Below are 15,134 nucleotides of genomic sequence, written 5' to 3'. Positions count from 1 at the left end.
CCTGCTTCAGGTAACAGAACACGACTGGCCAACCCCCAATCTTTTGTAGCGATTTTGTGGTTTTCTGGACCAGCCAGGGCAGAATGGTAACTTGTAGCAAGTGACCAACTCTATGACTTCAGAACCCGCTGTTACCAGTCCGGTGGCGTCTCCCCTGGCCGCGATCGCCCTTAAGGTAGCTGGCGCGATCGCCATTTTGTCAGCCCTGCTAGACTTTCTCATTCTGCTCATCCCCCCCAACCTCACCAATGTGCAGTGGCAGCTAGCCACTACTACTCAACTGGTCGATCGCGGCATTGTTCCCCTCATCGGCATTGCGCTGCTGCTGGTCGGTCTATGGGTAGATAGCTCCGTGGGTCGCACAGTTCAGCGCAAGAGCCTAACGACTGACCTGCGTTTTTGGGCGTGTGCTTTGGCGAGCATCCTAGGGCTGGTTTATTTGCTCCTTACCCTGCTGCACCTCAACGCTGTGCGACTCTCTAGCCAAACGGCCCTGGCCCAGGTAGGAACCGAAGCTGGCGAAGCAGCCACTCAGCTACAGCAGCGACTCTCCACAGAACTGAGTCAACAGCAAAGCCAGCTGGGGGCCGTCTTGCAAAATGAAGAACTCCTCGACCAGGCCATTCAAAGCGGTCAGCTACCCCCTGACATTGAGCAGTATCGCAATGACCCCGAAGGCCTCAGTCAGTTTTTGCAGCAGCGAGCAGACCAAGCCCAGCAGCAGATCGAAGCTGAAATTGGTACCCGTCGGGCTGAAGCCGAGCGACAGGTTAGAACAGAGGCCTGGCGTTCAGGCATCCGTATTTCTGTCATTAGCCTACTTTTAGCGGCAGGATTTTCCATCATCGGCTGGCTTGGCCTCAGACGGTTGCTATCCCTTACCCGGTCAGCCTAAAGCCTGTATCATCGCCTGCTGAGCCGTTGCCTGGTAAATCTCCTTCAGGTGGCTCATTACCGCAGGCGCATCCTCCGGCGGCAGCGGCATCTTGCCCAGTACGTCAAGCACCGTAGTTTCAGCCGGAGTAATGACTACCAGCTCTGGGTCTAAGGGGTCGCCATAGGCCCAAAACTGCTGTAGATCGAGACCGCTAGAGCCAGATTTTGGCTCTAGCGTGGTTGTGGCCTCTGCTTCGCTAACCAAAGGTGACTCTGCCGGAGCAGCGTTGCTCTGTCGTCGCTGCCGCAGGGCATCTAAAATGCTGTCACGGCTGCGGCCCCGTAGCTGAAACAGCACAAACGGGTCTTCTCGAAAGAAATCGCCCAGTTGGTAATACACCGCCGCAATGTGCTTACAGGGATTTTTAGGATCGGGGCAGCTGCACTTAGAGTGCACTTCCGATAGGTTAAACGGGTATAGACTGAGCCCGTTGGCGGTAAAAACCGATTCAATTTCGGCTGGCATTTCTCCAGCTAGCAGCTGCGCTGAATAAATAGCCTGCTCCGAGAGGGAGTCAATGACGTAGTTCCAGTCCTCGTCGCTAAAAGCATCGAGCCAAATGGAGAGCTTGTAGGGTTCTTCAGCGGTACCTTGTACCAGAGCTGTCACTTTAGAGCCCTTATATTCAAGGCTGAGAATGTGCCCTTCCCGAGCGTAAATACGACCGCGCTCCAGACGCTTTTTAAATCGGTAGGTATTGAGCAATTCAACCCAGCGCTGCACCCACCAGGCTTCGTCTTCAAGGGCGTAGGCAGGGCTAGAGGAAGCCTGATAAGAGGTCATAGCAAAGCGAATGGGTTAACTATTCACAGTTTACAGCCCTAAGAAACGCTAAGGTTTCCCAGGGCTGAATCAGTCGGCTGACTTGGTCAGGACAACTAGCGACCAATACCGTGGTATTGGAACCCAGCTCTCACCAGCATTTCGCGATCGAGAACGTTGCGGCCATCAATCAGGATGGGGCTGTTCATCCGCTGAGCCATATCGGCGTAGTCGAGGTCTTGAAACTGCTGCCAATCGGTGACCAACACTAGCGCATCGCAGTGATCAGCCAGATGGGTAGCGTCGGTTTCAACAATGACACCGGTTAATCCATGGCGTAGCCCACTTTGGGAAACAATCGGATCGTAGGCCTTAACCTTGGCTCCCAGGCGATTGAGCTGCTCGATCAAAATGAGCGAGGGCGCATCGCGCATGTCATCGGTGTCGGGCTTAAAGGTGAGACCCAGCAGGCCAACGGTTTTGCCCTTGAGAATCTTGAGCACTTGCTGAAGCTTTTCAAGGGTGATCTGGCGCTGCCGATTGTTCACATCTACGGCAGCCTTGAGCAGTTGAGCTTCATAACCATAGTCATCGGCAGTGTGAATGAGGGCTGCTACGTCTTTCGGAAAGCACGAGCCGCCCCAGCCAATGCCTGCTTGCAAAAACTTTTTGCCAATGCGAGAATCAAGGCCGATGCCCTGGGCTACCTGAGTAACATCGGCTCCGACGCGATCGCAAATATTAGCGACTTCATTAATGAAGCTGATCTTGGTCGCTAAAAAGGCGTTAGATGCGTACTTCACCATTTCTGCCGAGCTGAGGTCTGTCACCAACACCGGGACGGGTGCAGCGTTAGAATCTTCAGCAAAGCGCCGCTCTACAACGGGAGTGTAGAGTTCTTTCATCATGGCGATAGCGCGGGGGCTGTTACTACCCAACACAATGCGATCGGGGTTAAAGGTATCGTACACTGCCGATCCCTCCCGCAAAAACTCAGGGTTGCTAACGACATCAAAGTCGGCTGCTACTTCAGGGTGAGTAGTTTCAGGAATACCTCCAGCGGTTACAGGGGCTAACTGACGCTCTGCCACCCCATCAAGCACGATCATGCGCACCCAGTCGCCGGAGCCAATCGGTACTGTAGATTTATTCACAATGACCTTATAGCCGCCGTTGAGGTGGGTGCCAATGCCCTTGGCCACGGCTTCAACGTAGCGGGTATCGCTTTCGCCAGTGGGCAGCGCTGGCGTACCTACGGCAATGAAGAGAACTTCACCATGCTCAACCCCCGCTTTTAAATCAGTAGAAAACTGGAGGTGTCCCGCCGACATTGACGACTTCATCAGTTCAGACAGGCCTGGCTCAAAAATGGGCGACTGCCCAGACTGCATGAGCTTAACCTTTTCCTCATTTACATCAATACAGACAACATCGTGGCCCACGTGGGCTAGGCACACGCCAGTTACTAGGCCTACATAGCCGGTACCAATTACACATACATGCATAGAAAATACTCCTTACTTTACTTTATGTACTCTCGAGGGTTTCCTAGCAGGCTAAATAGCCCTTACCTGTCAGCGATGAGCCCACGACTGAGCAGCAGCCCAGCTATGGGCAGCCCACGGTTAACCTGCCACAGAGTTTAGGGTCGACGGCAGCTCCGTGGTTGTTCCTTGCTGATTGAAGCGATCGCGAAAATCGTCAATAGTGAGCTTTAGCCCCTCTTGCAGAGGTACCGTTGGGCTCCAGCCAAGGAACGTTTTGGCGCGGGTAATATCGGGCTTACGCCGCTGGGGGTCATCCTGAGGCAGCGGCTTATAAACCAGCTCAGCGTCAGGGTTGACCATCGACTGCACCGCCTGGGCCAGCTGCAAAATGGTGTACTCATCGGGATTACCCAGGTTAACTGGGCCAATATAGTCACCATTCATCAGCCGCATCAACCCCTCTACCAGGTCAGACACATAGCAAAAACTGCGGGTCTGTGCGCCAGTGCCATAGATCGTGAGAGGCTTACCTTGAAGCGCCTGCACCACAAAGTTGCTCACTACACGGCCATCATTTTCGAGCATACGGGGACCGTAGGTGTTAAAAATACGGGCTACCCGAATATCAACGTTGTTTTGGCGGTGATAATCGAAGGCCAGGGTTTCGGCAACGCGTTTACCTTCGTCGTAGCAGCTGCGAATGCCAATGGGGTTGACGTTGCCCCGATACTCCTCAGACTGAGGATGTACCTCGGGGTCGCCATAGACTTCAGAGGTAGACGCCAGCAAAAACCGAGCTTTCACTCGTTTAGCCAAACCCAACATATTGAGAGTACCCATCACGTTGGTTTTGATGGTTTTAACCGGATTGTACTGGTAATGCACTGGCGAAGCAGGGCAGGCCAGGTGATAAATCTGGTCGACCTCCAGCCGAAGAGGTTCGGTTACGTCGTGGCGAATGACCTCAAAATAGGGATGATCGAGCCAGTGTAGTAGGTTATGACGATGACCTGTATAAAAATTATCTAGACAGATAACTTCATTGCCAGCTGTCATCAGGCGATCAATTAGGTGGGAGCCAATAAACCCGGCTCCACCAGTGACTAAAATTCTCATAGCAAGTTAACCAGTGCGATGTTTTATAGACGATAAGTGCACAGCGTTCCACTAAGCTTACTTTTCCCAGGAGCAAGTATCCGGAGATCACACTCCTGCCGCTTTAGTTTTGATGAATTTACTAATTCTTCGTAAAGTTTCATTCATAGCATAGGAGCCATCATTCGTCTGCCCATTTGGCCCCCCCGATCTATGGATACCCTCTGCCCACTATTTGTTTACGGCACTCTAAAGCCGGGAGAACGAGCATTTGCTAATTTCTGCGCGCCTTACGTGGTGGCTAGCCAGCAGGCCTTAGCTAGAGGTCGCTTGTACCATCTACCGCTGGGCTATCCGGCTATGACTTTAGAAACGGGCTGGGTGCACGGAATGCTGCTCATGTTCTCTAGCCCTGCTTGTCTACGCGCCATTGACGCCTTTGAAGAGTACTACCCCGATCGCCCCGAGAGCAGCGAATATCAGCGCGATCGCTACCTTATCTTCAATCCACAGCGACAGCCCCTAAAAACCGCCTGGATTTATACCATGACGCGCGATCGCGTCACTACGCTAGGAGGTCAATGGCTACCGCACGGCGACTGGACTGAACCCAAAGCACTTTAAGAATTTAAAAAAAAGGCTCTGCCAAATCTGGCAGAGCCTTTTTGCTAGAACAACCTAGCTAACTCAACAGTTGATTTAATCAACTTAGAAACGGAAGGTGGCACGCAGAGCACCCCAGAAACCGGTATCGTCAGCGCCAGCAAGACCAGAGTTGACGTCACCATAGATGACGGCGGGAGTGATGGTTAGGAACTGGTTAAAGGGAATCTCGTAATAACCTTCAATGATGAAGGGGTTTTCGGCACCAGTAGTGGGCAGTTGACCACCATAGACACCGAGTTGAGTGCCTTCAGCCAGGAAGTTGTTGAAACCAACACCAGCCGTCCAGCTGAAGTCGTTACCACCCGTAAAGGTGGTGTAAGCACCGTGACCAGCGACGAAGAAGCCGCCAAAGTCGAGGTTCAACAGACCAGCGAAGGTATCGGTGGAACCAGGCAAACCAATACCCACACCATCGCTATGTTGGTAAGCAACAGCAGCATCAAGGAAGCCGTCGCTCAAGAAGCTGAGCTGAGCAATATAGCTCTGGTCAGCAGCAGCGAAAATACCCACGGTGGGAGTAATAGCGCCACCGGGGTTAGAAGCGGTGTAGCCAGCGTCAAGGACGATATTGTCGGTTAGAGCGAAGCTCAGACCAACACCAGCACCGTTGGAGGAGCTGCCACCAAAGTCATAGAACTGAGGACCACCAGCGTCAGCTACAGAAGGACCGTCGAAAGGCACGATGGTGCTGGTAACCCAATCGTCACCCGAGAGACCACGAGCAGCAGCCGTTACAGTCAGGCGGCTACCGATGGGGAAGCTGTAGTAGAAGTCGTCGATGGTGATGTCGTAGTTGGCACCGCCAGCATTGGCCAGACCACCGAGGGGAACGACGGCATTACCGTCGCCACCCTGGAGGCGAATGCGCAAGCGGTCGTTACCGGTGAAGCTGGAATCAAAGTTCAAACGAGCCCGACCCGCAAAGCTGGTGCTAGATTCACCAGCAACGGTGTCAATGGGGGTAACCAAGTTGAAGTCAGCCTGACCACGTAGTTTAGTGGTGGTGGAGAACTGCTGAGCACGCAGGGTAGCAGTCTCGGCTTCCAGAGCATCGACGCGACCGCGTAGGGTAGCCAGTTCAGCCTGGAACTCTTCTTGCAGGCGACGGATGGTAGCCAGGTCATCGGGGTTGATGCCCGACTGAGCGATCAGAGTAGCGATCACGTCCAAGCAGGAGTTGAGACCAGCGGCGAACTCGAAGCGAGTTAGGCTGCGCTGACCACGGAAAGTGCGGTCGGGATAGCCCTGAATACAACCGTAGTTCTCGACCAAGCTCTGGAGTGCCTGAAAGGCCCAGTCAGAGGGCAGAACATCGGTCAGTTCGGAAACGCTGGTAATTTGAGCCAGTTGAACAGAGTCTTGGTCGAAGTTGCTGACCTGGGGGGCAGCAGCCTCAGCTGCGATCGCAGAGCCAGAAACAGCAACAGCTGCGCCTAGAGCAGCGGGCACAGCCAGCAAAGATTGCCAAAATAACTTAGCCATTCGTAATTTTCTCCTCACACCTTATACAAGGCTTATCGTGTACTTCAAAGCAGGGTTGGCTTAAGCCATTCCTATTTAACCGGTTCAACTCCAACCCGGATACGGGATTAGAGTGACTGAACCTCACGTACATCCAAAACCGATAGTAGCAGATATACTCTGTATCGGCTAGATCGGTTTGACCAATAAGACCAGACCGATAACTACCCCATCAGACGCACTCTACTAATGTAAGGTTCCCCGACTACAACTCAGGGTCAACAGTGGTTTGATGGCTCTTTGAAAATGCGGCGTGTCTGGAGCTAAAACCGCTTGTGCCAAGCATTTAGGCTAACTCTTGAACTCCGAGAAGGACTTGAAGGACGCTAGAAGCTGATGCCTCCAGCGTCTCCAACGAGTTCTAAACCTTAGAATCTGAAGGTGGCACGCAAAGCACCCCAGAAACCGGTTTGGTCAGTGACGCCAGCCAGGCCAGTGTCACCGTAGATTACCGCAGGGGTAATAGTCAGGAACTGGTTAAAGGGAATTTCGTAATAACCCTCAACTAGGAAGGGGTTATCAGCATAGCCAGCTAGCTGAGGCAGTTGACCGCCGTAGACGCCCAGCTGAGCGCCTTCAGCCAGGAAGTTGTTGAAGCCAAGACCAGCGGTCCAGCTAAAGTCATCCCCACCATTGAAAGACTGGAAAGCGCCATGACCGGCGATAAAGAAACCACCAAAGTCGAGATTCAGCAGGCCAGCGAAGGTATCAGTAGCACCAGCGGGAGCAGCAATTCCAGTATTGTTGAGCGCGAAACCCTCGGACTGGTCGTTGTGCATGTAAGCAATGCCCAGATCCAGAAATCCATCACTGATGTAGCTGAGCTGAGCAATATAGCTCTGTTCAGCCGCCGCGAAAACACCAACAGCAGGGTTAATAGCCCCACCAGGGTTAGAAGCGGTATAGCCAGCATCAAGCACGATGTTATCGGTCAAAGCGATGCTAACCCCAGCACCAGCACCGTTGGAGGAGCTGCCGCCAGTCGCGTAGAACCTAGGGTTGCCAGCATCGGCTACAGCGGGGCCATCGAAAGGAAGAATTGTGCTGACGACCCAGTCATCGCCAGAAAGACCTCGGGCCGCAGCGGTGACGGTAATGCGGTTACCAACCGGGAAGCTGTAGTAGAAGTCATCGATCGTGATGTCATAGTTGCTGCCGCCAGCACTGGCTAGGCCATACAAGGATTCAAAGGCATTCCCATCGCCACCCTGCAAACGAATGCGTAGGCGATCTTCGCCCGTAAAGCTGGAGTCAAAGTTAAGACGAGCCCGAGCGGCAACACTGGTGCTGGTTTCGTCAGGAATGGTGTCAAAGGGCGTGATTAAGTGGAAGTCAGCCTGACCACGCAGTTTGGTGGTGGTGGAGAATTGCTGAGCCCGTAGGGTAGCGGTTTCAGCTTCGAGGGCGTCGACGCGACCACGTAGGGTAGCCAGTTCAGCCTGAAACTCTTCTTGCAGACGGCGAATGGTAGCCAGGACGATCTCGTCGGTGCTGACGCCCGACAGCGCGATCGGGTTAGCGATGACATCTAAGCAGGAGTTGAGACCAGCGGCGAACTCAAAGCGAGTGAGGCTGCGCTGACCGCGAAAGGTGCGGTTGGGGTAGCCCTGCATACAACCGTAGTTCTCACTCAGGCTTTGTAGCGCCTGGAAGGCCCAGTCAGAGGGCAGCACGTCGGTCAGTTCGGAAACGCTGGTAGTTTGCGCTAGTTGAACAACCCCTTGGTCGAGGTTGCTACCTTGAGTGGTGACGACAGCGGATTCAGCCGCGATCGCAGAACCAGAGACAGCAACAGCCGCACCCAAAGCAGCGGGCACAGCCAACAAAGATTGCCAGAATAGCTTTGCCATATGATATCTTTTCCTCACACCATTAAGAGAGGCCTTGTTGACATACATTCTCAATAAAACTCAAAAAAGCGCACCATGAAGGGCTTTATGTCCAGCCATGCAATTGATAATGAATATTATTAAATTTATGAGGCAAATAAAAAAAAGATCCGTATGCTGAGTTAGCTAGGCATACAGATCCTCTTAATTGTTAAAAATGTGATCGATTGCGAACGCCAAGTTCAAGCGTTGCTTTGGGTTAGCCTAGGGCAGAAATAGTCTGGGCCATAGCAAAGTCTTTCTCGGTTAGCCCGCCAGCGTCGTGGGTGGACAGGCTGATAGTTACGCGGTTGTAAGAAATTTGCAAGTCAGGGTGGTGTCCAGCGGCCTCGGCAGGCTCGACCAGCTGGTTGACAAAGTCGATGGCGGTAACAAAGTCTTTGAAGGTGCGAGTGCAGGTAATGGTCTTGCCGTCCAGACTCCAGTCGGGGAGCTGACTGAGCTTGGTTTGAATATCGCGATCGCTAAGGAGGGAAGCCATAGTTATGAAGAGGTGGGCTGCCCTTTTATCTTAAGGGTGGAGCGCATATTAGCCAGGGTTGCGATCGCTTTTCTAAGCCTTGGCAAAAAACGTAAACCCCTTTTAAAAGCTATCCGCCCCTGCCAGGGGAAGACAAGCTTCCGAAGCAGGGGCGGTCTAGTTGGATCTTAGGTTGAACCTGACTGCCGGGAGGAACCCTATTCAGCCAGCTTCGAGAGCTTAGCTAGTCGCCGAAGCAACCAACACTGAAGCTAGAGCACAGCCCCGGCACACAGCCGGCTGATCTCAACCTGAAGACCCATGCGTTTACTACTCTCTTGCATGAGCATCACCTCCTGAATACTAAACGGTAAAATCTGTAGAGTTAGCTGCCGTAACAGCGGCATTACTCGTAAGTTAACACAATTTTTCTGGCTGTGGCAGAAATTGTGACCTTGTCGGGTTTAACCCATGATTGCTAACCCACTAGGCCCTTTCCAGAGACCCTAACCGATGCCCCTCAATACCCCTGTACCTATTGTCGAGAGCAATCTAGATGAGTATCTACGAGCCTGGCTGCGCGAAGACGTTGGCCGTGGCGACTGGACGACGGTTGGGCTAGGGGCCTTAGCACAGCAGCCAGGGCTGGCCCTTTGGGTCACTCGTGCCCCCGGCGTTATTGCTGGGCTGCCCTTTGCTCACCGACTGTTTCAGCAGCTTGACGGCGACCTCAGCTTTGAGCCGTTGGTAAGCGAAGGTGACGCCTGTGCCGCAGAGACCACCCTTGCCAAAATCAGCGGCAATTTGGCGGCCCTGCTAACGGGCGAACGGGTGGCGCTTAATCTGGTCATGCGGCTGAGCGGCATTGCCACCGCCACTCGTCAGTACGTTGACCAACTCGCCGACAGTCCTGCCCGGCTAGTTGATACGCGCAAGACAACTCCCGGTCTGCGCCAGCTCGAAAAGTATGCCAGTCGAGTTGGTGGTGCTATCAATCACCGCATGGGGCTGGATGATGCGGTCATGATTAAAGACAACCACATTGCTGCCGCTGGGAGCATTCAGGCGGCGGTCGCTCAAATTCGCTCGGCCATCCCCTACCCGATGACGGTGGAGGTCGAAACCAGCTCGCTCGAACAGGTTGACGAGGCGATCGCCTGCCCGGTAGACATCATCATGCTCGACAATATGTCGCCAGCGATGATGAAGACAGCGGTTGAGCGCATTCGGTCGCAGAAACCAGCGGTCAAGATCGAGGCGTCTGGCAACGTTACCCTAGAGACCCTGAAGCCGATTGCGGCGACGGGGGTAGATTTTATTTCCAGCAGTGCCCCCATTACCCGAGCTCCGTGGCTAGATATTAGTATGCAAGTGAGTTCTAAAGCGGTTTAACCCGAGGCAGCCCATGATCTTAACTACCGGCCCCAATGTTGACGGTCGCCAGGTCATCGAATACTGTGGCCTGGTCAATGGCGAGGCCATTTTGGGGGCTAACATCTTTAAAGACTTTTTTGCGGGTATTCGCGATGTCGTGGGCGGGCGATCGGGGGCCTACGAGCATTCACTACGTCAGGCCCGCAATACAGCCATCAAGGAAATGATGCAGGCTGCCAAGGAGATGGGGGCAGACGCCATTATTGCCATCGATATTGATTACGAATCACTAGAGATCAACAACGGCGGCAACATGCTGATGGTAGCTGCCAGCGGCACAGCGGTACGACTGGCTTAATTTTTCACCTAGTACTCTGCGGCGCAAGTTTAGATACTATTCTCCGGAGGCTAGGGAGCAGGGGGGCTAGGGAGCTAAGCGATTCGGAATGGTGGGCATATTTCAGCCGTCGAGTGCTAGGCACCCGGTTCCTAGCCCCAATCTAGGCTAATCCCAAGGATTTGGTTTAGGCACCTGATGCCTGGGTTAACTATCAAGGGCATGATGCTTGAGATCAGCCAATGCAACGTGCTCAATGGCGGAGGCGTGGGTGGCTTCGAGCATGACTGGGGGGGCAACCCCGGCATCCAGGGCTTCTTGCCAGCGAGGGGCACACAGACACCAGCGATCGCCCGGCTTTAGCCCCGGAAACGCGAAGGCAGGCACCGGGGTAGACAGATCGTTGCCCTGGGCTTTGGTAAAGGCCAAAAACTCAGGCGTCATCTGAGCGCACACGACATGAACGCCCATATCGCCTGCCCCCGTATTGCAGCAGCCATCACGGTAAAAGCCGGTCATCGGTGAGGTGCAGCAGGGGGCGAGGGCAGTGCCCGAGACATTGGTGGCAGTGGCCATGGGGAGGTCCTTTGGGAACGGGGTAGAACGGGATTGATTCGCTTTCAATCTACCGCAAGACTCAGCCTGGCGTAGTGAGCTGAAAAAGGGGCTGTCTGGCCGACAGCCCCTCAATAGAGATAGGTTTGACGAACTTGATGACGCTGTGAAAACTCGGCAGGAGTTGACCAGCTGAGCCTAAACTTCAACCGTGGTGATGGGGTCTACGGCAGCAGCATCGGTTTCGCCAGTATTGGATTGCTTGCGCTTGTTCAGGTGCTCCAGCGCAATCTGAGATAGCTCAGTGACGAGCAACGTGGCCAGCAGACCATCATCAACCCAGCCAATAATTGGCAGAAAGTCGGGAGAAATATCGATAGGAGAAACCAGGTAAAGTAGGGTTCCTAAAACCAAGACCCAGCGATATTTGGTATTGCGCAGGGTCGCCTTGTACCAGTTATAAAAGGAGCCGATCGCATTGTTCATTGAGCTATTCACCTGTACTTGATACTTAAATCATGTCAAAAATACTGGCGATAACCCAGTGTAGAAAACTGATCTAAAACCGTGGAGAACCGCACCCATCCCAATTCCGCAGGGTGATGAGAGCCTCTAAGTGACCGGAACAGAAATGCTAGACTACGTAGACCAAGATGACCAAAATGCGTGGTTCTGTGACCGTATCGATGAAATTGGATCGCCGCCAATCGGGGATAGCGACAGCCATTGAGGTGCCGATCAGCATTGCGCCGATGATGGATCGCACCGATCGCCACTACCGCTACTTGATGCGGCAGATTACCCGACACACCCTGCTTTACACCGAGATGGTGACGGCCCAGGCGATTTTGCACGGCGATCGCGACCACCTGCTGGGCTTTACCCCCAGCGAATCGCCCCTGGTGCTACAGGTAGGCGGCGACGACCCTCAACTGCTGGCTACCTGCGCCCGTGTCGCCGCCGACTTTGGCTACGACGCCATTAATCTAAATGTGGGCTGCCCCAGCGATCGCGTCCGCAGCGGTAACTTTGGGGCCTGCCTGATGGCCCAGCCCGATCGCGTCGCCGAGGGGATTGCGGCGATGCTGGCGGCCAGCCCGCTGCCCGTCAGCGTCAAGCACCGCATTGGGATAGACGATCGCGATCGCTACGAAGACATGGCAACGTTCGTTGACACTGTGGCCCAAACTGGCTGCCGACACTTTACCGTTCATGCCCGCAAGGCTTGGCTGCAGGGGCTGAGCCCCAAAGACAATCGCACTATTCCACCGCTACGCTACGGCGATGTGCATCGTCTGAAGCAAGACTTTTCGCACCTGTGGGTTGAAATCAACGGTGGCTTTACACGTCTCGATCAGGTGAGCGAACAACTCGTTCAGGTAGACGGCGTGATGATTGGGCGAGCCGCCTACGACCATCCCTACCGGTTCTCAGCAGTTGACCAGCGTTTTTTTGCTACAGACGAGCCTGCCCTCAGTCGTCAGCAGGTAGTTGAGGCAATGCTGCCCTACATTGGTCACTGGGTAGACCAGGGGCTGAAGCTGAACAAAATTACCCGCCACATGCTGATGCTGTTTGCCGGGCAGCCCGGTAGCCGCCTGTGGAAGCAAATTTTAACCGAGGAATCGTGTAAGCCAGGGGCCGGGGTGGAGGTAGTGCGGCAGGCCATGGCTGCGGTGCAGCGTCAGAGCGAGATTCAAACCCAGCTAGGGAGCTTCGCTCAACCCCTGGGTTTCTGTGGCTAGGGGCGTAGGGATCCAGACAAACGGGTAAACGTATTCGTCGATGCTGGTCAGGGAGGTCAATTCGTTGCCATCAGGGCGCACCTGATACAGCACCTGGGTGCCCATGGAGTCGTCGGGCGGCGTGGCGGTAAACGCGACCCAGTCGCCTGTAGGTGACCACTGGCTTTCTAAGACGTTTTGCAGGGGTTGGCTGGTGAGGGGCGTAAACTCTTGATCGACCAAATCGAGTCGAAATACGGTTTGCTGCCCTACCTGTGCCCCCGAAGCCAGGACCAATTGCTGACTGTTGGGTGCCCAGCTGAGGGCATCGTAAAAGCCGGGCCGGGTCAGCACCTGGGTTTCAGCAGTGTTGACATTGACCAGGGCAATCACTTCCTGGTTGCTGAAGGGTGGATTAAACGGCTGGTAGAAGGCGATGTAGCGACCATCGGGCGACCACAGCACGCGACTGCGATAAATCTGAAAATCAGGATCGGGGGTGAGAACGCGGCGATCGCTCCCGTCAACCCCTACTACATTCAGCCGTTGAAACGGGTAGCTGCCTTCATAAAAGGCCAGGCGCGTACCGTCGGGTGACCAGGCCAGGGGGCTACCAGCAGCGCCATAGATGCCAGGAGTTTGGGTGACCCGACGAGGGCGGCTGCCGTCTAGGGCCGCTACAAAGATATGCTGGCCTGTTACGTAGGCTACCTGGCTACCATCTGGGGCTAGGTGCAAGTCAGACTCTAGGGTTTCAGGCGAAATATCTAGGGGGGTTAGCGCTCCGCTGGAGGCACTGAGGAAAAGCCTAACCTGACCCAGCCCGCCAGCAATAGAGGCAGGGCAGCGCTGCAAAATGACCAAGTCGCCATCGCGTTGCCAGGCGAGATCGATGGTAGGTAGACGCTGGCAATCGCTCGTAAATACCAGTTCTGGCTCATCGGACCCAGGCTCAAGACGGTAGACTTCACCATAGTTTTGAACCACCGCCAGCCGTTGCCCATCGCTAGACCAGGCTAGGGCATTGAAGGCGCGATCGCCCCCTGACAGCAGAGACTCGCGATCGCCTCCGGTCTCTAGGCGAAACAACCCCTCTGGAGTCGCAAACGATAAATCGGCAGCATGGCCCGCCGTTATAGCAAAAGCCATGAGCCCAGTGGTAAGCGCCGCCACAGAGGGTTTAATCACAGTTCCACGTCCTTAAATATTCCATGTGTGATCATAGCCACGACTCGGGCTGCTACGTCGATCGATTTTAGCCCTGGGTTTGACTAACCTAGCCAGCCATCATCGTTCGGTTTCTGAGATGCTAGAAGTACTACGCTCTGCCAGCCGATGTACTAGCTCTAATGTTTACTGACCCCAAATAGCGGTCAGCGTTCCAGTCAGGGCGTTAATACCGGTGCTGTATCTATTCTTCAGCTTATGAACATGATCAGCTTATTTTTTATCTTTTTGATTTTTTCCTTCGTTCAGCCCGCCATTCAGCGCCGCCTGGTGGAGTCGCGACGCATTAGCGCCATTCGCAATCTAGAGCAGCAGCGGGGCAGTCGGGTGATCTTGCTCATTCATCGGCAAGAGTCGATTAGTCTGCTGGGCATTCCCATTTCCCGATTTATTAATATCGAAGATTCTGAGCAAATTTTGCGGGCCATTCGCCTTACGCCGTCGAACGTGCCCATTGACCTAATTTTGCATACCCCTGGTGGCTTGGTACTGGCCACCGAGCAAATTGCCCGAGCGCTGCTGCGCCATAGCGCTAAGGTGACGGTGTTTGTACCCCACTACGCTATGAGCGGTGGCACCATGCTGGCGATGGCTGCCGACGAAATTGTGATGGATGAAAATGCTGTTTTGGGGCCGGTGGATCCACAGTTGGGCAATGTGGCAGCGGCCAGCATTCTCGCGGTGCTGGAAGCCAAGCCGCCCGAGAAAATCGACGATCAAACCCTGGTCACAGCTGATTTAGCCCGTAAAGCGATCGCGCAGGTGCAGCGGTTTGTACGCGCCCTGCTAGAAGATGCGATTCCACAGCAAAAAGTCGACCCCGCCAACATTGACAAAATTATCGATCGCCTCACCACTGGCCAAGTCACCCACGACTACCCGATCGCCGTAGAAGAAGCTACTGACATGGGCCTGCCGATAACAGTGGGCCTGCCGCTGGAGATCTACAACCTGATGGATCTCTACCCCCAGCCAATGATGGGGCGACCTACAGTGCAGTACATTCCTATGCCTTACCAGAATCCGCCAGCGCTGCCGGTGAGTAAGGGGCGATCGGCTTGAGCCAGGAGCTGTGGAGTAGGTGGGTAGATGGGTGGGTG

The 15,134-nt window shown here is 54.3% G+C and carries 15 protein-coding genes; 6 read left to right on the top strand and 9 right to left on the bottom strand.

Annotation, left to right across the window (positions count from 1 at the left end; translation table 11 throughout):
• Positions 1 to 112 precede the first annotated feature (112 nt).
• Positions 113 to 895 carry an HpsJ family protein gene (locus tag IQ273_RS09290; RefSeq protein ID WP_194022893.1) on the top strand — a complete coding sequence of 261 codons (783 nt, stop codon included), beginning with the start codon at positions 113 to 115 and terminating at the stop codon, positions 893 to 895.
• Here IQ273_RS09290 and IQ273_RS09285 read toward each other — a convergent pair.
• The 3 genes from IQ273_RS09285 to IQ273_RS09275 all read right to left on the bottom strand — a co-directional run bounded on the left by IQ273_RS09285 (position 887) and on the right by IQ273_RS09275 (position 4,302).
• Positions 887 to 1,720 (bottom strand): SWIM zinc finger family protein, encoded by an 834-nt coding sequence (locus IQ273_RS09285; RefSeq protein WP_194022892.1) that lies wholly within the window; start codon positions 1,718 to 1,720, stop codon positions 887 to 889. The two genes, IQ273_RS09290 and IQ273_RS09285, sit on opposite strands and share 9 nt — an antisense overlap.
• Positions 1,721 to 1,815: 95 nt before the next feature.
• Positions 1,816 to 3,204: a UDP-glucose/GDP-mannose dehydrogenase family protein gene (locus IQ273_RS09280; protein WP_194022891.1), complete on the bottom strand. Its 1,389-nt coding sequence runs from the start codon at positions 3,202 to 3,204 to the stop codon at positions 1,816 to 1,818.
• 120 nt (positions 3,205 to 3,324) lie between these two features.
• Complete coding sequence (locus tag IQ273_RS09275; protein ID WP_194022890.1) at positions 3,325 to 4,302, bottom strand: UDP-glucuronic acid decarboxylase family protein; 978 nt, start codon at positions 4,300 to 4,302, stop codon at positions 3,325 to 3,327.
• A 192-nt stretch (positions 4,303 to 4,494) separates the two neighbouring features.
• On the opposite strand from IQ273_RS09275, the gene IQ273_RS09270 reads away from it, so the two are divergent.
• The gene (locus tag IQ273_RS09270; RefSeq protein WP_194022889.1) at positions 4,495 to 4,905 is read left to right on the top strand and encodes a gamma-glutamylcyclotransferase; all 411 of its coding nucleotides are present in this window, start codon (positions 4,495 to 4,497) and stop codon (positions 4,903 to 4,905) included.
• An 84-nt stretch (positions 4,906 to 4,989) separates the two neighbouring features.
• Here the strand turns inward: IQ273_RS09270 and IQ273_RS09265 are convergent, their stop codons facing one another.
• The 3 genes from IQ273_RS09265 to IQ273_RS09255 all read right to left on the bottom strand — a co-directional run bounded on the left by IQ273_RS09265 (position 4,990) and on the right by IQ273_RS09255 (position 8,838).
• Positions 4,990 to 6,429 (bottom strand): iron uptake porin, encoded by a 1,440-nt coding sequence (locus IQ273_RS09265; RefSeq protein ID WP_194022888.1) that lies wholly within the window; start codon positions 6,427 to 6,429, stop codon positions 4,990 to 4,992.
• Positions 6,430 to 6,836: 407 nt separating this feature from the next.
• Entirely contained in the window at positions 6,837 to 8,318 is a 1,482-nt protein-coding gene (locus IQ273_RS09260) for an iron uptake porin (protein WP_194022887.1), read from the bottom strand.
• A gap of 238 nt (positions 8,319 to 8,556) precedes the next feature.
• A complete protein-coding gene (locus tag IQ273_RS09255) occupies positions 8,557 to 8,838 on the bottom strand; it encodes a 4a-hydroxytetrahydrobiopterin dehydratase (RefSeq protein ID WP_194022886.1) in 282 nt (93 codons plus the stop codon).
• A 492-nt stretch (positions 8,839 to 9,330) separates the two neighbouring features.
• Here IQ273_RS09255 and nadC point away from each other — a divergent pair, with 492 nt between their 5' ends.
• A complete protein-coding gene (nadC, locus tag IQ273_RS09250) occupies positions 9,331 to 10,209 on the top strand; it encodes a carboxylating nicotinate-nucleotide diphosphorylase (RefSeq protein WP_194022885.1) in 879 nt (292 codons plus the stop codon).
• Positions 10,210 to 10,222: 13 nt separating this feature from the next.
• A complete protein-coding gene (locus tag IQ273_RS09245) occupies positions 10,223 to 10,549 on the top strand; it encodes a heavy metal-binding domain-containing protein (RefSeq protein ID WP_194022884.1) in 327 nt (108 codons plus the stop codon).
• A 186-nt stretch (positions 10,550 to 10,735) separates the two neighbouring features.
• Here the strand turns inward: IQ273_RS09245 and IQ273_RS09240 are convergent, their stop codons facing one another.
• Entirely contained in the window at positions 10,736 to 11,104 is a 369-nt protein-coding gene (locus tag IQ273_RS09240; protein ID WP_194022883.1) for a DUF2237 family protein, read from the bottom strand.
• A gap of 177 nt (positions 11,105 to 11,281) precedes the next feature.
• Positions 11,282 to 11,569, bottom strand: coding sequence for a YkvA family protein (locus tag IQ273_RS09235; RefSeq protein WP_194022882.1), 288 nt, complete (start codon positions 11,567 to 11,569; stop codon positions 11,282 to 11,284).
• 200 nt (positions 11,570 to 11,769) lie between these two features.
• On the opposite strand from IQ273_RS09235, the gene dusA reads away from it, so the two are divergent.
• Positions 11,770 to 12,828, top strand: coding sequence for a tRNA dihydrouridine(20/20a) synthase DusA (dusA, locus tag IQ273_RS09230; protein WP_194022906.1), 1,059 nt, complete (start codon positions 11,770 to 11,772; stop codon positions 12,826 to 12,828).
• Here dusA and IQ273_RS09225 read toward each other — a convergent pair.
• Positions 12,790 to 13,995 carry a PD40 domain-containing protein gene (locus tag IQ273_RS09225; protein WP_194022881.1) on the bottom strand — a complete coding sequence of 402 codons (1,206 nt, stop codon included), beginning with the start codon at positions 13,993 to 13,995 and terminating at the stop codon, positions 12,790 to 12,792. The two genes, dusA and IQ273_RS09225, sit on opposite strands and share 39 nt — an antisense overlap.
• Positions 13,996 to 14,238: 243 nt before the next feature.
• Here IQ273_RS09225 and IQ273_RS09220 point away from each other — a divergent pair, with 243 nt between their 5' ends.
• On the top strand, positions 14,239 to 15,096 hold the full coding sequence (locus IQ273_RS09220) for an SDH family Clp fold serine proteinase (protein ID WP_255534436.1): 858 nt from the start codon (positions 14,239 to 14,241) through the stop codon (positions 15,094 to 15,096).
• Positions 15,097 to 15,134: the final 38 nt, after the last annotated feature.

The organism is Nodosilinea sp. LEGE 07298 (genome assembly GCF_015207265.1).
GTDB lineage: Bacteria > Cyanobacteriota > Cyanobacteriia > Phormidesmidales > Phormidesmidaceae > Nodosilinea.
Note: the sequence above shows the minus strand (reverse complement) of the source record. Positions and strands in the feature narration are given on the sequence as shown.